Below are 18,150 nucleotides of genomic sequence, written 5' to 3'. Positions count from 1 at the left end.
CCCAAAACTTCCAGCATACGGACCCAGATTTAACCGATCGGTGATTTCGCGGAACCCTCACCTTCGGTCTCCAAACGCCGCACCATCAACATCAGATCATGATACTTGGGGACAGCCATAAAGTTATCCGCTTCTCTGAAGTTCCGTTGTTCGATCAGGCCGTTCTTCTGGGAGCAAGAGATCCTGCAACATTGCCGTGTCATCCCGTAATTTTTAAGTGAGAAGCACTTGTCGAAACAACCTTTCCGTTAGTCGCAGCCCACCCACATCCCGGACTGGGACCATCGGTCGCAATCCGCCGCGCGGCCTTCCGGTCTAGACTCCCGGGCAATCGGCGCCGGGTCGCCAGGGAGGGCTGCCAAATGACCGGCAAGAAGCTCTACGAGATCAGCGTTCGCGCGGACGAGGCGCACCAGGCCGCCTACCGGACCCACCTCGTCGTCGCGGCGAGCGAGAGCGAGGCCCGGGCGCTGCTGCCGGAGGCGGATATCCTGCTGGTCGCCGTCCATCCCGAGCCAGTCGCAGCGGACGGGCCGGGCCGGATCATCGGCTCGACGGCGCATGAGACGCTTGGCGAGGGCGGGCCGGACCTGTTCTGGACGCTGATCGGGAAACTCGGCCTCGACGCCGTCGAAACCGGCCGCCCGATCGGGCGCGGTCGCCTGTCGGATGCGCTCGATCGCTGCCGCGCCTGCGCCTGGCGGGCGCCCTGCATCGCCTGGCTGGCGCATGGCCGGCCGCGAAACGGCTACGACGCCTTCTGCCCGAACGCCGCCTTCGTCAACGACCTGCGCCGCGGGGAATCGCTCCGCGACACGCGTTCCGGGGCACAGCGGGCGCGCTGAGGGACGGCCGGAGCGGCAGGCACGCGGTGCGTGGTAACCCCGCTTGCCGCCGTCCCGCGCGGCGACTATAAACTGCCGCTTTAATGAGTATCCCCGATCAGGGCGCCGACGCGGCGCCGTTCCCGCACCGCCATCTGCTCGGCATCGCCGGGCTGAAACCGGCGGATATCCTGGTCCTGCTGGATCTTGCCGACCGCTATGTCGACAAGAATCGCGCGGTCGACAAGAAGATGTCGCTGCTGCGCGGGCTGACCCAGATCAATCTCTTCTTCGAGAATTCGACGCGCACCCGGACCTCGTTCGAACTGGCCGGCAAGCGGCTCGGCGCCGACGTCATCAACATGTCGGTCGCGACCAGCGCCATCAAGAAGGGCGAGACGCTGATCGACACCGCAATGACGCTGAACGCCATGCACCCGGACGTGCTGGTGATCCGCCATCCGGACTCGGGCGCCGCCAGCCTGCTCAGCCAGAAGGTGAGCGGCGCCGTCATCAATGCCGGCGACGGCAGCCACGAGCATCCGACCCAGGCGTTGCTCGACGCGCTCACCATCCGCCGCCGCAAGGGCCGGCTGGAAGGGCTCACGGTGGCGATCTGCGGCGACATCCTGCACAGCCGGGTGGCGCGCTCGAACATCTGGCTGCTGAACTCGATGGGCGCCCATGTCCGCCTGATCGCCCCGCCGACCCTGCTGCCGGCCGCCGCCGAGCGGCTCGGCGCCGAGATCTGCACCAACATGAGGGACGGCCTCCGGGATGCCGACATCATCATGATGCTGCGCCTGCAGACGGAGCGGATGCGCGGCTCGTTCGTGCCGTCGAAGCGCGAGTATTACCGCTTCTACGGGCTCGACCGGGACAAGCTCTCGGCCGCCCGGACGGACGCGCTGGTCATGCATCCGGGGCCGATGAACCGGGGCGTCGAGATCGATTCGGTGATCGCCGACGATATCCACCGGAGCGTCATCGGCGAACAGGTCGAGATGGGCGTGGCGGTGCGCATGGCCTGCCTCGACTTGCTGACCCGGCACCTTACCGCCGGGAGGGGCGCCGCATGAGCGAGTTCCGCCGCACCGCCTACGTGAACGCCCGGCTGCTCGACCCGGAAAGCGGCCTCGACGATTTCGGCTCGCTGCTGACCGAGGGCCGCAAGATCCGCGCGCTCGGCCCGGAGATCTTCGCCGACGGCACGCCGGAGGACGCGCTGGTCGTCGATTGCGGCGGCCGCTGCCTGGCGCCGGGGCTGATCGACATGCATGCCGAGCTCGGCGAACCCGGCGCCGAATATCGCGAAACGGTCCGCAGCGCCGGCGCGGCCGCAGCGGCCGGCGGCGTCACCACCATCGTCGCGCTGCCCAATACCGAGCCGGTGATCGACGATCCGGCGATGGTCGAGTTCGTGTTCCGCCGGGTGCGCGCCGTCTCGCCGGTCCGCGTGCACCAGATGGGGGCGCTGACCAAGGGGCTCCGCGGCGAGGAACTGGCCGAGATCGGCCTGCTGGCCGAGGCCGGCGCGATCGCCTTCACCGACGCGCCGCATCCGGTCGCGCGGCCGACCGTGATGCGCCGGGCGCTCGCCTATGCCGGCGCCTTCGACGCGCTCATCATCGCCCATGTGGAAGACCCGGACCTCGCCGCCGACGGGGCGATGAACGAGGGCGAGATGGCCAGCCTGCTCGGCCTCTCGGGCAACCCCTCGGTCGCCGAGACGATCATGGTGGAACGCGATCTCCGCCTCGTCGAGCTGACCGGCGGGCGCTGGCACGCGGCGCAGCTGACGACCGCGGAATCGATCGAGGCGCTGCGCCGGGGCAAGTATCGCGGCCTCGACGTCAGCGCAGGCACCGCGCCGCATTATTTCACGCTCAACGAACTCGCGGTCGGCGACTACCGGACCTACGCCAAGGTCTCGCCGCCGCTCCGCGACGAGATGGACCGGCGCGCCGTCGTCCTCGGCCTGCAGGACGGCACGATCGAGATCATCTCGTCCCAGCATTCGCCGCAGGACGTGGAAAGCAAGCGCCTGCCCTTCGGCCTCGCCTCGCCCGGCGTGATCGGGCTGGAGACGCTGTTGCCGGTTTCGCTCGGGCTCTATCACAATGGCCACATGTCGCTGCTCGACGTGCTCGCCAAGATGACCATCAACCCGGCCCGCCTGCTCGGCCTGGAACAGGGGCGGCTGGCGCCCGGCGCCTCGGCCGACCTCGCGATCTTCGACCCCGACACGCCGTGGCGCATCGACGGCGAGAAGCTGCGCTCCAAATGCGCCAACACGGCGTTCGACGGGCTGATGGTGCAGGGCCGGGTCTGGCGCACCGTGGTCGGCGGCGAAACCGTCTTCGACGCGACCGGGGAGGATGACGACAATGCCTGATCCGCTCGGTGGCTTCGACTACACCTGGCCGCTTTATGCGGCGGCCCTGCTCGGCTACCTGCTCGGCTCGATCCCCTTCGGCCTGGTCCTGACCCGGCTCGCCGGCGCCGGCGACATCCGCGCCATCGGCTCCGGCAATATCGGCGCCACCAACGTGCTGCGCACCGGCCGCAAGGGGCTCGCGCTCGCGACCCTGCTGCTCGACGGGGCCAAGGGCGCCGTGGCGGTGCTGATCGCCAACCAGTTCTTCGGACAGGACATGGCGGTGATGGCCGGCGGCGGCGCCTTCCTCGGCCACCTTTTCCCGGTCTGGCTGCGCTTCCAGGGCGGCAAGGGGGTCGCGACCTTTCTCGGCATCCAGCTCGCCATCGCCTGGCCGGTCGGCGTCCTCGCCTGCCTGACCTGGCTGCTGACCGCGCTGGTCTTCCGCTTCTCCTCCCTCGCCGCGCTCGTCGCCGCGATCATGGCGCCGGTCTATTGCTATGGGCTGGCGACGATCTCGCCGTGGCAGGGCCTCGTGCTCGCCGACTTCCAGCGGGCCGAATTCGCCGCCATCCTGGCGCTGCTGGTCGTCATCCGTCACCGCGCCAATATCGCCCGCCTGCTGCGCGGCGAGGAGCCCCGGATCGGCTAGCCGGGCTGAGCCGGCACGAAACCGCCCCGCCGAGCGTCCTTGGAGGGAACGAGGACGCTTGACGGGAGCCATCACGGCCATGAGCGACACTCCCCCGGACGGCGACGTCCCGCCGCGCCCCGGCCCGGCCGGTTTCTGGCAGGCGGCCGACCGGCTGCGCGCGGCCATGAACACGGCCCGCAAACAGGCCGCCGAGGAGGCGCAGGCGCTCAAGGCCGCGACCGGCAAGGCGGCGGACGCCTACCGCAGCCGCTATCTCGCCGGATTTCCCGCCCTCGACGACGACCCCGATGCCAGCGGCGACGGCGACAGCCCGGACGGCACCGATACGCCCGAGGCGACGCAGCCGGTCGCAGCGACGGAGACCGGCAAGGACGACACCGACCGTCCGCCGGTCGAGGCAGAGACCGACGAACCGGCATCCGAAGGCGCGGACGCCGGGCAACCCCGGCCCGCCGCACCGCCCGAGCCGCCCGGGCCGCCCGCACCTGACGACGGCAAGGAACCCGGCACCCCGTTCGCCGCCCTGCCGCCGCTGGAGCGCAGCATCCTCGCCTATTTCGAGGCGACGATCCCGGCGCTCCGCGACCTTGCCCGCCCGCTTCCCCGGCAGGGCTGAGCGGCCGGCCGCCACGAAACCGGCGACACGAACGTCCGGCGCCCGGCACTACCGCCGATTGACGACCCGACCCGGCTCCGCCATGCTCGCGCCATGCAGGAACGGCGCGACCTCGGCCCTCGACAGCGACTGGACTGGCTGCGCCTCTCGCGGTCCGAGAATGTCGGGCCGGTCACCTTCCGCCAGCTTCTCGCCCGCTACGGCGATGCCGCCGCCGCCCTCGACGCCCTGCCCGAACTGGCCCGGCGCGGCGGCCTGAAACGGCGCATCCGGGTTCCGGCCAGGGCCGAGATCGAGGCCGAGGCGGCCGCGCTGGAGGCCCTCGGCGGCCACCTTCTGGCGCTGCCCGACAGCTATTACCCGAAGGCGCTCCGCGCCATCGACGACGCGCCGCCGGTGCTCTCCGTGCGCGGCCACCCCGAACTGCTCGGCCGGCGACTGTTCGCCATCGTCGGCGCGCGGAATGCCTCGGCCGCGGCGCTCCGCTTCACCCGCGCGATCGCCGCCGAACTGGGCGAGGCAGGCCTGGTCATCGTCTCCGGCCTGGCCCGCGGCCACGACGCGGCAGCACACGAGGCGGCGCTCGCCAGCGGCACCATCGGCGTGCTCGGCGGCGGCATCGACATCGTCTATCCGCGCGAGAATGCCGGGCTGTACGAGCGCATGGCCGAAAGCGGCTGCCTGGTCGCCGAACAGCCGCTCGGGACGCAGCCCCAGGCGAGCCATTTCCCGCGCCGCAACCGGCTGATCTCGGGCCTGTCGCTCGGGGTCCTGGTGGTCGAGGCGGCGCTCCGCTCCGGCTCGCTGATCACCGCGCGGATGGCCGCCGACCAGGGCCGGGAGGTCTTCGCGGTGCCCGGCTCGCCGCTCGATCCCCGGGCGCGCGGCTGCAACGGGCTGATCCGCGACGGCGCCACGCTGGTCGAGGGCGCCGGCGACGTGCTGGCCGTGCTGAACGCGGTCGCGCGGCCGGCCGGAGCCGATCAGGACGGCGCCGATTTCGCCGGCCCGGCGCCCGCGGCGGTCGCCGAGGACGCTCTTTCGCGGCACCGTCCGACGATCGTCGAGAAGCTCGGCGCGACCCCGGTAGATGTTGACGAACTCGTTAGACAGTGCCAAGTACCACCAGCAATCATTCTGACGGTGCTGCTCGAACTGGAGCTTGCCGGGCGTCTGGAACGGCATCCAGGAAACCGGGTAACGGCCGTCTTGCCGATGGATCGCGCCGAGGCGTGAGACCGGCAGTCCCGAATTCTTCCCGTGTGCTGGAAGCGACGAACGGAGCCCGCGAGCAGGTATGAACGTCGTTGTAGTGGAATCGCCCGCGAAGGCGAAAACGATCAACAAGTATCTCGGCAAGGACTTCGAGGTTCTGGCTTCCTACGGCCATGTCCGGGATCTCCCGCCGAAGGACGGCAGCGTCGATCCCGACGACGATTTCCGCATGACTTACGAGGCCGATCCGAAATCGGCCAAGCATCTCAAGGCGATCGCCGACGCGGTCAAGTCGTCGGATCACCTCTATCTCGCGACTGACCCGGATCGCGAGGGCGAGGCCATTGCCTGGCACGTGCTGGAGGAACTGAAGCGCCGCAAGGCCCTGAAGGACGTCAAGGTCCATCGCATCGTCTTCAACGAGATCACCAAGCGCGCCGTGCTCGACGCGGTCGCCAACCCGCGCGAACTCGACATGGCGCTGGTCAATGCCCAGCAGGCCCGCCGGGCGCTGGACTATCTGGTCGGTTTCACGCTCTCGCCGGTGCTCTGGCGCAAGCTGCCCGGCGCCAAGTCGGCCGGCCGGGTGCAATCGGTGGCGCTCCGCCTCGTGGTCGAGCGGGAACTCGAGATCGACGCCTTCCGGGCACAGGAATACTGGACCGTCGAGGCGCTGCTCCGGACCGAACAGAACGACAGCGTCGCCGCCCGGCTGACCCAGCTGGACGGGCGCAAGCTGCAGAAGTTCGATCTCGGCAATGCCGAGGCCGCCGAGGCCGCCAAGCGCACGATCGAGGCCGCCGAACTCCGCGTCCTCGACGTCGCGGTCAAGCCGACCCGGCGCAACCCGGCCCCGCCCTTCACCACCTCGACCCTGCAGCAGGAGGCCTCGCGCAAGCTCGGCTTCGGCGCCAAGCGGACCATGCAGGTCGCCCAGAAGCTCTATGAAGGCGCCACGATCAACGGCGAGACCGTCGGCCTGATCACCTACATGCGGACCGACGGCGTGCAGATCGCCAACGAGGCCATGGCGGCCTGCCGCGAGGTGATCGGCCGCGAGTATGGCGCCGACTACGTTCCGGAGAAGCCGCGCTTCTACAAGACCAAGTCGAAGAATGCCCAGGAGGCGCACGAGGCGGTCCGTCCGACCGATCTCAGCCGCCTGCCGCAGGACATGGCGCGCTTCCTCTCCGACGAGCAGGCGAAGCTCTACGCGCTGATCTGGAAGCGCACGCTGGCCAGCCAGATGGAAAGCGCGCGCCTCGAACAGACCGCGATCGACATCGGCGACGCCGCGGCGCAGACCGTGCTGCGGGCGACCGGCAGCGTCGTGCTGTTCCCGGGCTTCCTCAAGCTCTACGAGGAAGGCCGCGACGACAGCGCCGATGACGAGGACGGCCGCCGGCTGCCGAAGATCACCGTCGGCACGGCGATGGCCCAGGAAGCGATCAAGCCGGAACAGCATTTCACCGAGCCGCCGCCGCGTTACTCGGAAGCGACCCTGGTGAAGAAACTGGAAGAACTCGGCATCGGCCGCCCGTCGACCTATGCCTCGATCCTGACCGTGCTGCAGGATCGCGGCTACGTGACGCTCGACCAGCGCCGTTTCGTGCCCGAGGACAACGGCATCCTGGTCACCGCCTTCCTCGACAATTTCTTCAACCGCTATGTCGGCTACGACTTCACTGCCAACCTGGAAGAGCAGCTCGACGAGGTTTCCGCCGCCGAGGTCGACTGGAAGACCGTGCTCCGGAATTTCTGGACCGACTTCCATGCCGCCGTCGACGGTACCAAGGAGCTTCGCGTCAGCGACGTGCTGGAGAAGCTGAACGAGGTTCTCGCCGCCCACATCTTCCCCGAGGACGAGGCCACGGACGGCCGCGACCTGCGGGTCTGCCCGACCTGCGGCGATGGCCGGCTGTCGCTCAAGACCAGCCGCTACGGCGCCTTCATCGGCTGCAACAAGTACCCGGAATGCCGCTATACCCGGCCGCTCGGCGCACCGGCGGGCGGCAATGGCGAGGACGCGGCCGAGGAAGGCCCGAAGCTGCTCGGCCAGGATCCGGAAAGCGGCGCCGACATGACGCTGCGCAAGGGACCCTACGGCCACTACCTGCAGCTTGGCGAGGCCGTTCCGAAGGAAAAGAAGAAGCCGAAGCGGGTCTCGATCCCGAAGGATATCGAGCTCGAGAACGTCGACTTCGCTCTCGCCGTCCGCCTGCTCTCGCTGCCGCGCGACCTCGGCCCCCACCCGGAAACCGGCAAGCCGATCCGCGCCGGGCTCGGCCGCTACGGGCCCTATGTCGAATGCGACGGCAAGTACGGCCGGCTGACCTCGACCGAGGAAGCGCTGACGGTCGGCCTCAACCGTGCCGTGGATGCCCTCGCCCAGTCGAAATCCGGCCGTGGCCGGGGCGGCGCCGAGCCCTTGCGGATCGTCGGCACGCATCCGGAGAGCGGCCAGAATATCGCCGTCATGAGTGGCCGTTACGGCCCATACCTGAAGCATGATGGCATCAATGCCACCCTGCCCCAGGACGTGACCCCGGAAACCGTGACGATGGAACAGGCGGTCGCCCTGCTCGCCGCCAAGGCCGCCGCCAGCCCGAAGAAGAAGGCCGGCGGTGCCGCCAAGCGGAAGGCGCCGGCGAAGGCCAAGAAGGCGACCAAGACCACCAAGGCCGCGAAGACGGCGAAGCCCGCCAAGGCGCGCGGAGCGGTGTCGGCGGAATGACGGGGAACGGCCGGTCGCGGCGACGCCTCGCCGGGGCGCCGGCCGCAGCGATCCGATGACCGGGCGCGACAGGGGCCGGTTGCCGAGCCGCGAGGAAGTCCTCGACTTCATCCGGAAGAGCACGACCCCCGTCGGCAAGCGGGAAATCGCGCGGGCCTTCAACATCACAGGCAGCGACCGGATCCCGCTCAAGGCGATGCTCCGCGAGCTCGCCGACGAGGGTCTGATCGGACGCGGGGCGAAGCGCAAGGTGGCACCACCCGACGCCCTGCCCGCGGTCGCGGTGCTCGACATTCACGAACAGGACGTCGACGGCGAACTGCTGGCCCGCCCGGCAAGCTGGTCGAATGACGTCGCCCCGCCGCGCATCTACGTGGTGCCGGGACAGCGCACGCCGACCCCGCCGGCGATCGGCCATCGCATCCTCGCCCGCCTCGACCGTCAGGCCGACGGCAGCTATCTCGCCCGCGTCATCCGCCGGCTCGAAGCCCCGCCGGGCGCGGTGCTGGGCGTCTTCACCGCCGTCGGCGCCGACGGACGGGTGCAGCCGACCGACCGCCGCATCAAGCACGAGCTGGTCATCCGGGGCGAGCATTCGCTGGGCGCGGAGACCGGCGACCTGGTGCTCTGCACGCTCGAACCCGGCCATCGCCGCGCCGTCATCGAGGGCCGCGTCGTCGAGCGCTTCGGCCGCATCGACGATCCGCGCGCGCTCAGCCTGATCGCGATACACCGACAGGGCCTGCCGACCGAGTTCAGCGAGGCGGCGCTTGCCGAAGCGCGCGCCGCGACTCCGGCCGAGATGAAGGGCCGCGAGGATCTCAGGGCCCTGCCGCTGCTGACCATCGACCCGGCCGACGCGCGCGACTTCGACGACGCGGTCTGGGCCGCGCCGGACGACGACCCGGCCAATCCGGGCGGCTTCCACGCCGTCGTCGCGATCGCCGACGTCGCCCATTATGTCCGGCCCGGCTCGGCGCTCGACAAGGCGGCGCTGGAACGCGGCAACTCGGCCTATTTCCCCGACCGCGTCGTGCCGATGCTGCCCGAGGAACTGTCCGCCGACCTCTGCTCGCTGATCGCCGGCACCGACCGCCCCTGCATGGTCGCCAAGATGCGTTTCGATGCGGACGGCAACAAGATCGGCCACAGCTTCTCGCGCGCCATGATCCGGGTCCATTGCCGGCTGACCTACCGCCAGGCGCAGGCGATCCGCGACGGCAAGATCGCCGGCCCCGACGACCGCGACGTGCGCGAGCATGTGACGCGGCTCTACGACGCCTGGCACATCCTCGACGCGGCGCGGACGAAACGGGCGCCGCTCGACCTCGACCTGCCCGAACGACGGGTCGAGATCGGCGAGGACGGCTATATCGCCGCCGTGCATCCGGTCGAAAGGCTGGATGCCCACCGCCTGGTCGAGGAGTTCATGATCCAGGCCAATGTCGCGGCGGCCGAGATGCTGGAAGCGCGCAAGGCGCCCTGCATGTACCGGGTGCATGACCGTCCGGCGGCGGAAAAGGTGGTCGCGCTGGCCGACTACCTGCAGGAATTCGACATCCGTCTCGCCAAGGGCCAGGTGATCAAGCCGGCCCATTTCAACGGCATCCTCGCCCAGGCGGCGGACAGCGCGAACGCCCATATCATCAACGAGGTGATCCTGCGCTGCCAGGCGCAGGCCGAGTATTCGCCGGAGAATTACGGCCATTTCGGCCTCAACCTGCGGCGCTACGCCCATTTCACCTCGCCGATCCGGCGCTACGCGGACCTGCTCGTCCACCGCTCGCTGATCGGCGCGCTCGGCTTCGGGCCGGGCGGTCTCAGGCCCGAGGACATCGAGAAGTTCGCCGAGATCGGCGAGGCCATTTCCGGACACGAGCGGCGCGCCTCGGCGGCGGAGCGCGACGCGCTCGACCGCTTCACGGCGGTGTTCATGGCCGACCGGGTCGGCGCCGTCTTCGCCGCGCGCGTCTCCGGCGCGACGCGGGCCGGCCTGTTCGTCCGCATCGCCGATACCGGTGCCGACGGCCTGATCCCGATTTCCAGCCTCGGCTACGAGTATTTTCGGCATGATGCGACCCGGCACGCCCTGATCGGCGAGGCGAGTGGCAAGGAATATCACCTGGGCGACGGCGTCGAGGTCGAGCTGATGGAGGCCAACACCGTCACCGGCGGGCTGATCTTCAAGCTGCTCAAGGTCACCGAGGAGGTGACGCGCGGCCGCGCCAAGGCCGGCCTTGCCAAGCGGCGCAAGACGGTCAAGCGGACGACACCGAAAGCGGTGCGGAAACGCAAGGCCAAGGCCGCCGGGAAGACCGCGGCTGCGCCCGGGAAAAGGAAGGCGAGGAAATCGAAATGATCAGGAAATACGGCATTCCGGCCGCCTTCGCCGCGGCACTGGCCTGCGCCGTTCCGGCATCCGCGGTCGAGATCCAGGGCCATCGCGGTGCCCGCGGCCTGATGCCGGAGAACAGCCTGCCCGCCTTTGCCCGCGCGCTCACGCTCGGTGTCGACGTGCTGGAACTGGACATCGCCATCACCGCCGACGACGTGGTCGCGATCAGCCACGACCCGGCGCTCGACCCGGCGATCACGCGCGGGCCGGACGGCGCCTGGCTGACCGGCCCCCGGCCACTGATCCGCGCCCTGCCCTACGCCGAACTGGAGGGCTACGACGTCGGCCGCATCGACCCGGAGAGCCGTCAGGCGAAGCGCTTTCCCGACCAGCAGGCGGTCGACGGCACACGCATTCCGACGCTGGAGGCGCTGGTCGCGCTGGTGCGGAAGAGCGGCAACGACCGCGTCCGCTTCAACATCGAGACCAAGGTCGACCCGACCCGTCCCGACGGGACCCTGCCGACCGATGCCTTCGCCGCGCGGCTGGTCCGGGAGATCGAGAGACTCGGCATCGGCGACCGCGCCATGATCCAGTCGTTCGACTGGGCGACACTGCGGACCGCGCGCGCACTCGCACCGGCGATCCCCACGGTCTGCCTGAGCGCCGAGCGGGACTGGCTGAACAATATCCAGCGCGGTCGCCCGGACAGCTCGCCCTGGACAGCCGGGCTCGACATCGACAGGGAGGGCGGCTCTCTGCCGCGCCTCGTGCAGAAGGCCGGCTGCGCCGTCTGGTCGCCCTATCACCGCGATCTCACCGACGCGGCGCTCGCCGAGGCGCACGAGATCGGCCTCGAGGTCGTCGTCTGGACGGTGAACGATCCGCTCGACATGACCCTGCTGATCGAACGCGGGGTCGACGGCATCATCACCGACTATCCCGACCGCCTGCGCGAGGTCATGGAGAAGCGCGGCCTGCCGCTGCCCGAGGCCACGCCGGTCGAACCGTGATCGCGCGCCGGCCGGCGTCCCGCAGGGCGGTTCGGGCCAATGCGGCAACCTGCCACAGTGCCGCGAAGCCGCCGGTGCGCAACATAAGGCCGGTGGCAAGTCAGGAAGGAACACTTTCGTGAGCATCGAGTATCCGAGTGTCGTGCAGGACGAGCGCCCGGTCCGGTCGCTGGGCCGTGCCCTGCTGAACGGCTGGCGGAAGCGCTGTCCGGACTGCGCGAACAGCCGCATGTACGACGGCTATATCAAGGTCAGGCGGACCTGCCCGACCTGCGGTCTCGAACTGCATCACCAGCGCGCCGACGACGCGCCGCCGTATTTCACGATCTCCATCGTCGGCCACGTGGTCATCGCCGGCGTCCTCGTCACGGAAAAGCTCTACGCGCCGCCGGAATGGGTGCATATGGCGGTCTGGCTGCCGATCACCCTGCTGCTCACGCTCTGGATGCTGCCGCGAATCAAGGGGGCGCTGATCGGCCTCCAGTGGTCGCGCTACATGCACGGTTTCGGCGGCCACGACGACTGAGTTCCGGTCGGCCCGGCGCGGCCGGTGACGCATCGACTGGACAGCCGCGCGGCGGGCGGGCATTCTCTGCGGGAAGCCCACCGCCAACGAACGATTGTTTCATGACCCGTGCATTCACCGGTGTCGTCCGGCCCGATTCGCCGCCCTCGACAGACCCCGCACCGCGTCCGCGCGACGCCGCGACGCTGGTCCTGCATCGGCGCGGCGCCGATGGCCGCCCCGAGGTGCTGATGGGTCTGCGCCACGGCAAGCACCGCTTCATGCCCGACCAGATGGTTTTTCCCGGCGGCCGCGTCGACGCCACCGACAGCCGCTTCCGTGCCGGCGACGCGCCGCGCGAGGACGTGCTGGCCCGCCTGCAGCGCTCGACCCGGCCCGGCCGGGCCCGCGCGCTCGCCCTGGCCGCGGTTCGCGAGCTGTACGAGGAAACCGGCCTGCGGCTCGCCCGTCCCGGCGATCCGCCCCGGGGCAAGGTGCCGGAAAACTGGCGGGAATTCTGCGCCGGCGGCTATCTGCCGGCACTCGACCGGCTCGATTATGTCGGACGCGCGATCACCCCGCCGATCCGGCCGATCCGCTTCGACGTGCGCTTCTTCCTCGCCGAGGCCCGGGAAGCGATCGGCGAACCGGCACCGACAGGGGAGTTCACCGAGCTCGTCTGGGTGCCGATCGAGGAACATGAGAATGCCAAGGAGACGCTGATCGTCACGCGTATCATGCTCGGCGTGGTGCGAGAGATGATCGCCAACCCGCCGGCACCCGATCCGGCGCGGCCGGTCCCGCTTTTCCGCATGCGGCACGGGCGTCGCGAATTTACCGAAGAATAGGTGCGGACCATGCCGGCACGCCCTGTCAGGCCGCGTGACGCGGCGAGCCTCATCATTGTCGACCGCCAGGCCGGCGGCCCGCGCGTGCTGCTCGGCCGGCGCGCCAAGCAGCATCGCTCCTTTCCCGACGTATTCGTCTTTCCGGGCGGCACGCTGGATGCTGCCGACCGGACCATCGAACCGCTGACCGAGCTGACCCACGAGCAGGCCGCCCGGCTGCCCGGCAAGCCGGCCCAGTCCCGCGCGCTGGCGGTTGCCGCGGTGCGCGAGACCTTCGAGGAGACCGGCCTCGTGTTCGGCGAGCGCGACGGCGAGGACAGTTTCCGCCCCGCCCTCGACCGCCTGGCCGTCGTCGCCCGCGCGATCACCCCGCCGCAGAGCCCGCGGCGCTTCCATGCCCGGTTCTTCATCGCCGACGCGGAGGATGCCAGCGGCACGCTCCGGGGTAACGGCGAACTGCTCGACCTCGACTGGATTCCGATCGAGAAGGCGCTGCACCTGCCGATCATCGACGTGACCGAATTCGTGCTCGGCCACGTGCTGGCGCTCGAACGCGGCGAGATCCCGCCGCTCGGGCCGCTGCCGCTGTTCCACTACCGCGGCGGCCGCGCCCGCATCCGCCATGGCTGACAGCGCGACACCGGCGCCTGGCGGCAGTCCGCGCCAGATCGTCCCGGTGATCGCGATGATGATGACCATGGCGCTGTCCTACGGGATCTCGATCCCGCTGGTTTCCTTCGTGCTGGAATCGCGCGGCTACTCGAGCGGCCTGATCGGCCTGCTCGCCGCGACCCCCTCCGTCGCCCTGTTCGCCATCGCGCCGTTCGTCGCCCGGCTGGTCCGCATCGTCGGCGCCCGCCCGCTTGCCTGGATCTCGCTGCTGACCGTGGCCGCCAGCGTCGGCCTGCTGCCGGTGCTCGACAACCTGCCCTGCTGGTTCCTGCTCCGGATCGCCATGGGGGTCGCCGACGGCATCCTGTTCTCGGTCAGCGAGAGCTGGATCAACATGCTGGCCGGCGACGCCCGCCGCGGCCGCGTGCTGGCGATCTATACCAGCGTCATGGCGGCCGGCTTCGCGATCGGCCCGGCCCTGCTCGGGCTGGTCGGGACCGAGGGCTGGCTGCCCTTCGCGGTCGCGACCGGGATCATCCTCACCGGCCTGCTGCCGCTCTCGCTCACCGGGCCCGGTCTGCCGGACCTCGACGGGACCGCCTCGCACGGCCTGATGGGGTTCGTCGCGCGCGCGCCGACGCTGTCGCTCGCGGTTCTGCTGACCGGCTATGTCGACGCCGTGCTGATTTCGCTGCTGCCGGTCTACGGGCTCCGCTCGGGCCTCTCGGCAAGCGCCTCGGCGCTGATGATCACCGTCGGAGCGCTCGGCAGCCTGCTGCTGCAGTATCCGATCGGCTGGCTTGCCGATCACGTCGACCGGCAGAAGGTCTTCCTCGGCTGCGGCGTCGGGCTGGTCGCGGGCGCGCTCCTGCTGCCGTTCGTTGCCGGCAAGTCGATCCTGCTCTGGCCGATGCTGCTGCTCTGGTGCGGCGCCTGCTTCGGCCTCTACACGGTCGCGATGACGCTGCTCGGGCAACGCTTCACCGGGCCCGAACTGGTCGTCGGCAACGCCGCCTTCGCGGCGCTGTGGGGGATCGGCGGGATCACCGGACCGGTGATCGCAGGCGAGGCGATGGACCGTTTCGGCAAGGAGGGCATGCCGGGCACGCTGGCCGCCGGCGGGCTCGTCTTTCTTGCCATCGGTCTCTGGCGCCATCACCGCCGGAAGCCCACCTCTAGTGCTTGACAAAGCGGGCCGCATCCGTATCTTTCGCGTCTCGCCGCCGGGCGTACCGGCGCCGCCAGGGATTCCGGAGTTTTTAAGATGGCCAAGCCAACCACGCTGAAGATCAGGCTCGTGAGCAGTGCCGGCACCGGCTATTTCTACGTGACCAAGAAGAATCCTCGGACTCTGACCGAGAAGCTCGAGGTCAAGAAATACGACCCGGTCGCGCGCAAGCACGTGATGTTCAAGGAAGCCAAGATCAAGTAGCAACCGCTTGATCCTGCATCGACAAAGGCCGCGTTCATCGCGGCCTTTTTTATTGGCGATTATATACTTCCCGCACCCATTGACTCTTTGGTTGTGCTCGAGTCACAATGTTCGAGCTTTTGGTGATCGTGTGCGGTGCTCGCCTCTATGGTTTGGGCGAGGCGGTCCATCGCCGCGATGAGCCGTTCGATTTTGGTCTGAGCGTCGTTCTTCTCTTTGCACATTTCATATTCTCCGGAGGTCACATGAGCGCTTTGTACGCGATCCGATATCTCGGCTCGGCGGGTACGGGATTTGGAGCTGTCTACATTGGTAAGGGAATGTTCGTCGGTGTTGATGTATCGAACGGCCGATACACCGGCACCTATACAGAATCCGGGGGGAACATGGCCCTGTCCGGAACACTTACTGCCCCGCAGGGCGGCGCAACACTCGTTACCGGTGATCAACTTGCTGCGGGAACATCGTTGCAGTTATCCGCAGTTTGGCCGGCTACGTTCGCTGATGGATCGGCTCAGCAGATCAAGATAATGAACAAGCCCGTTCAAGTAGCATTCGAAAAGATAGGCGACGTGCCCTGATCCTCGGCGCGACACATATACTTCATCATTATCGGGTGGAGAATGAGTCCAGAACCCAGAACCTATCTGATCGTCGTTTCCATCCACAAAACCGCCAGCTTGGCTGAACTAGCGGATGCATTCTCCGGCATCAAGGTGGTCATAGAGCGGTTATCCAACAAGGATTACCTGCTGGCATTTAGATCTAAGGATACGAGTTTAGCTGGGTTCTTTGCCAATTCTCAGAAATCGGCGAGAGAAATCCGGATGGCGTTAGAAGGGAGCACCGAAAGCGTCAGCGATGACGCATTCTTAATCCTGGAGGTTGGCGAGACCTACACAGGCTCGGGACATGTTTTCACTGGTGGTTGGAACTGGCTCCAACACCATCAAGTCCGGCAATCCTGAGAACCTCTTTGGACCGTTGCTCAATAATCCAACCGCCAATCCGCGCAACCCAGTTGACCGGCGTAGAAAATAGAATCCATCGTCTCATTTGTCCGGCACCTCCTTCTTCGGTTTCAACTTAGCCTTCGCCAACCGTTTCAGCTTTTCCTCGAACCCGGCCTCGCTATCGTCGGCTTCGACCTCACGGGCGGCTTCTTTGAATTTTTCGGATTGAGGTACTCGTTTGTCGCTGTTCATCCTTGGCTCCGATGCTTTGCCGTTACGCTTCATTTAGTGACGAAAGCTCAATTAATGAGCGATACGTGGTAATCGGCGGTGTGCTCTGTAAAGCACCTATCGCGAGAGATCTTCGCGCCGCCACCATGTCAGCTAAAGGAGATTTCCCAGACGCACTAAAATGGACGCGCATTCGACGAGGAAATTATCTTCGATACGAGCGCCTCATAGATCAATTTTTCGATTTCAACAAAGAGCATCTCGTTGATTTTCACGCGGCTGTTGTCAAGACATCAGATACGGATCATGCCACTTTTAACGATGGCGACAGTGAACTTGGATTCAACAAATTTGTTATCCAGCATCTCTTCGCCTTTAAGCGCAACATGGGCAAGAGTGGTCGCATTCGCCATCTCTACGCAAACCGCAATAGCCGCCACGATCTAGGAAAATTCAACGAATACCTTAACGGAATGGGACGTGCTCGCTTTGGGAAAGACTGCTCCCCATGCCTCTCGGTCGATCATATCGATTATCGTGAGGAGCCAGTTTTCTGGATTTCGGACATCCTTATCGGCGCGATAGGTGCGTCTCTTAACGGGCGGCTCGGAGCCAACTCCCCAAAAGAGAGAATGGCCGACCATATCCGTCGGAGAGCGTGCCTTCTATCACTGACTGAGGAATCCCCTATCGACAAACGGCACTTTAAAATTTGGCATATCAAGTTGTCGAAGGGTCCCCAAGGGCCTAGCCACAATTCAGTGGCGGTGTCGGGTTCGACCCAACCGTTCGGCCCAAGGGGGTATCTCGATTATAGGAAGAAACTCTAATCTTCACGAAGCAATTTGTGTTTCACAAGGTTGGTTGTACGTCAGCCTCTTGCCGCTGATGCCCTTCAATGCCTCGCCTGCTCGCTCCACGTCGCTGATGTCGCGCTCGTTGTAGCGGAACTCGAACTCGGCCACGTAGCGGTGCAGATGCTTCTTGCCGCAGTGCTGGTAGACGCCCTTCATGCCGCGCTTGAAGATCGAGAAGTAGCCTTCAACGGTGTTTGTGTAGACATCGCCACGGCCATACTCGCCGCGATTGTGATGCACCACGCCGTGCTCGGCAAACTCCTGCCCGACCTTGGTGTAGTAGGACGCCTCATCCGTCATCAGTCGTGCTTCGCGGGCAAGGTTCTCGCGAACGACCGGGGCCAACGTCGTGGCCTTGAGATCGTCAACAACCATCGTCCGGGCCTTGCCGGTGTTCCGGTCAACCAGCGCCAGTACCTTGTGCTTGTGATGGAAGCCGCGTCCCTTCTTCTGGCCCTTCGGCTTGATGGTGCGGTCGTTGCCGATGAACGTCTCGTCAACCTCGACCGCGCCGCCGTCGATGCCGAACGGGGACAGATCACCCGAGCGCATCGCCTCGCGAATACGGTGCGCCATGAACCACGCCGTCTTGTACGTGACCTCAAGAACCCGGTGGAGCTGGTGGGCGCTGATGCCCTTCTTGCTCGACACCATCAGGAAGGTCGCCTGGAACCACTTGTGCAGCGGAACGTGGCTTGCCTCGAATACCGTGCCCACCCGTACCGTGAACTGCTTCCGGCAATGACCGCACTTCTTCAATCCAAGGCGCGTCTTGGTCAGGTCGTAGGCCCGCTCCATGCCGCCGCAGTGAGGGCAGACAGGGCCATCCGGCCAGACGATTTCCTCAAGCTTCGCGAAGGCCGCAGCCTCGTCGTGAAAGTATGCCTTGGATAGTACGCTCATGGGTCAACTCCTTCTCCTTAGAGATGGGGATCGACCGTGG

The 18,150-nt window shown here is 67.2% G+C and carries 19 protein-coding genes; 17 read left to right on the top strand and 2 right to left on the bottom strand.

Annotation, left to right across the window (positions count from 1 at the left end; all coding sequences use genetic code 11):
• The first annotated feature begins 362 nt into the window (after nucleotides 1–362).
• The 16 genes from OCH7691_RS09225 to OCH7691_RS22910 all read left to right on the top strand — a co-directional run bounded on the left by OCH7691_RS09225 (nucleotide 363) and on the right by OCH7691_RS22910 (nucleotide 16,134).
• Nucleotides 363–845 carry a DUF6455 family protein gene (locus tag OCH7691_RS09225; protein WP_085883086.1) on the top strand — a complete coding sequence of 161 codons (483 nt, stop codon included), beginning with the start codon at nucleotides 363–365 and terminating at the stop codon, nucleotides 843–845.
• 83 nt (nucleotides 846–928) lie between these two features.
• Nucleotides 929–1,903: an aspartate carbamoyltransferase catalytic subunit gene (locus tag OCH7691_RS09220; RefSeq protein ID WP_085883085.1), complete on the top strand. Its 975-nt coding sequence runs from the start codon at nucleotides 929–931 to the stop codon at nucleotides 1,901–1,903.
• Complete coding sequence (gene pyrC, locus OCH7691_RS09215; RefSeq protein ID WP_085883084.1) at nucleotides 1,900–3,219, top strand: dihydroorotase; 1,320 nt, start codon at nucleotides 1,900–1,902, stop codon at nucleotides 3,217–3,219. Before OCH7691_RS09220 ends, pyrC begins: the two co-directional genes overlap by 4 nt.
• Nucleotides 3,212–3,853: a glycerol-3-phosphate 1-O-acyltransferase PlsY gene (gene plsY / locus OCH7691_RS09210; RefSeq protein ID WP_085883083.1), complete on the top strand. Its 642-nt coding sequence runs from the start codon at nucleotides 3,212–3,214 to the stop codon at nucleotides 3,851–3,853. Before pyrC ends, plsY begins: the two co-directional genes overlap by 8 nt.
• Nucleotides 3,854–3,932: 79 nt before the next feature.
• Entirely contained in the window at nucleotides 3,933–4,472 is a 540-nt protein-coding gene (locus tag OCH7691_RS09205; RefSeq protein ID WP_085883082.1) for a hypothetical protein, read from the top strand.
• Between the two features lie 93 nt (nucleotides 4,473–4,565).
• Nucleotides 4,566–5,708 carry a DNA-processing protein DprA gene (gene dprA / locus OCH7691_RS09200; RefSeq protein WP_085883081.1) on the top strand — a complete coding sequence of 381 codons (1,143 nt, stop codon included), beginning with the start codon at nucleotides 4,566–4,568 and terminating at the stop codon, nucleotides 5,706–5,708.
• Nucleotides 5,709–5,769: 61 nt separating this feature from the next.
• On the top strand, nucleotides 5,770–8,421 hold the full coding sequence (topA, locus tag OCH7691_RS09195) for a type I DNA topoisomerase (protein WP_085883080.1): 2,652 nt from the start codon (nucleotides 5,770–5,772) through the stop codon (nucleotides 8,419–8,421).
• A gap of 55 nt (nucleotides 8,422–8,476) precedes the next feature.
• Complete coding sequence (rnr, locus tag OCH7691_RS09190) at nucleotides 8,477–10,780, top strand: ribonuclease R (protein WP_085883079.1); 2,304 nt, start codon at nucleotides 8,477–8,479, stop codon at nucleotides 10,778–10,780.
• Nucleotides 10,777–11,769 carry a glycerophosphodiester phosphodiesterase gene (locus tag OCH7691_RS09185; RefSeq protein WP_085883078.1) on the top strand — a complete coding sequence of 331 codons (993 nt, stop codon included), beginning with the start codon at nucleotides 10,777–10,779 and terminating at the stop codon, nucleotides 11,767–11,769. The genes rnr and OCH7691_RS09185 overlap by 4 nt, the downstream gene beginning before the upstream one ends.
• A 118-nt stretch (nucleotides 11,770–11,887) precedes the next feature.
• Entirely contained in the window at nucleotides 11,888–12,295 is a 408-nt protein-coding gene (locus OCH7691_RS09180) for a DUF983 domain-containing protein (RefSeq protein WP_217807872.1), read from the top strand.
• Nucleotides 12,296–12,396: 101 nt separating this feature from the next.
• Complete coding sequence (locus tag OCH7691_RS09175) at nucleotides 12,397–13,122, top strand: NUDIX hydrolase (protein WP_085883077.1); 726 nt, start codon at nucleotides 12,397–12,399, stop codon at nucleotides 13,120–13,122.
• Nucleotides 13,123–13,131: 9 nt separating this feature from the next.
• Nucleotides 13,132–13,752, top strand: coding sequence for an NUDIX hydrolase (locus OCH7691_RS09170; protein ID WP_139839600.1), 621 nt, complete (start codon nucleotides 13,132–13,134; stop codon nucleotides 13,750–13,752).
• The gene (locus OCH7691_RS09165; RefSeq protein ID WP_085883075.1) at nucleotides 13,745–14,920 is read left to right on the top strand and encodes an MFS transporter; all 1,176 of its coding nucleotides are present in this window, start codon (nucleotides 13,745–13,747) and stop codon (nucleotides 14,918–14,920) included. Before OCH7691_RS09170 ends, OCH7691_RS09165 begins: the two co-directional genes overlap by 8 nt.
• A 78-nt stretch (nucleotides 14,921–14,998) precedes the next feature.
• Nucleotides 14,999–15,166, top strand: coding sequence for a 50S ribosomal protein L33 (gene rpmG / locus OCH7691_RS09160; RefSeq protein ID WP_085883074.1), 168 nt, complete (start codon nucleotides 14,999–15,001; stop codon nucleotides 15,164–15,166).
• Between the two features lie 107 nt (nucleotides 15,167–15,273).
• Nucleotides 15,274–15,747 carry a hypothetical protein gene (locus OCH7691_RS22915; RefSeq protein WP_139839599.1) on the top strand — a complete coding sequence of 158 codons (474 nt, stop codon included), beginning with the start codon at nucleotides 15,274–15,276 and terminating at the stop codon, nucleotides 15,745–15,747.
• A gap of 42 nt (nucleotides 15,748–15,789) precedes the next feature.
• Entirely contained in the window at nucleotides 15,790–16,134 is a 345-nt protein-coding gene (locus tag OCH7691_RS22910) for a hypothetical protein (protein WP_139839598.1), read from the top strand.
• 84 nt (nucleotides 16,135–16,218) lie between these two features.
• On the opposite strand, the gene OCH7691_RS23230 is transcribed toward OCH7691_RS22910, so the two are convergent.
• Entirely contained in the window at nucleotides 16,219–16,371 is a 153-nt protein-coding gene (locus OCH7691_RS23230; protein WP_176244974.1) for a hypothetical protein, read from the bottom strand.
• A 65-nt stretch (nucleotides 16,372–16,436) separates the two neighbouring features.
• Here OCH7691_RS23230 and OCH7691_RS22905 point away from each other — a divergent pair, with 65 nt between their 5' ends.
• The gene (locus OCH7691_RS22905) at nucleotides 16,437–17,180 is read left to right on the top strand and encodes a DUF3800 domain-containing protein (protein ID WP_139839597.1); all 744 of its coding nucleotides are present in this window, start codon (nucleotides 16,437–16,439) and stop codon (nucleotides 17,178–17,180) included.
• A gap of 3 nt (nucleotides 17,181–17,183) precedes the next feature.
• Here OCH7691_RS22905 and OCH7691_RS09155 read toward each other — a convergent pair whose 3' ends face one another.
• Nucleotides 17,184–18,110: an IS1595 family transposase gene (locus OCH7691_RS09155; RefSeq protein WP_085883073.1), complete on the bottom strand. Its 927-nt coding sequence runs from the start codon at nucleotides 18,108–18,110 to the stop codon at nucleotides 17,184–17,186.
• Nucleotides 18,111–18,150 lie beyond the last annotated feature (40 nt).

Source organism: Oceanibacterium hippocampi, assembly GCF_900172325.1.
Classification (GTDB): Bacteria; Pseudomonadota; Alphaproteobacteria; order Sneathiellales; family Sneathiellaceae; genus Oceanibacterium; species Oceanibacterium hippocampi.
The sequence above is the reverse complement of the archived record's forward strand: the minus strand, read 5'-3'. Positions and strand labels throughout refer to the sequence as shown.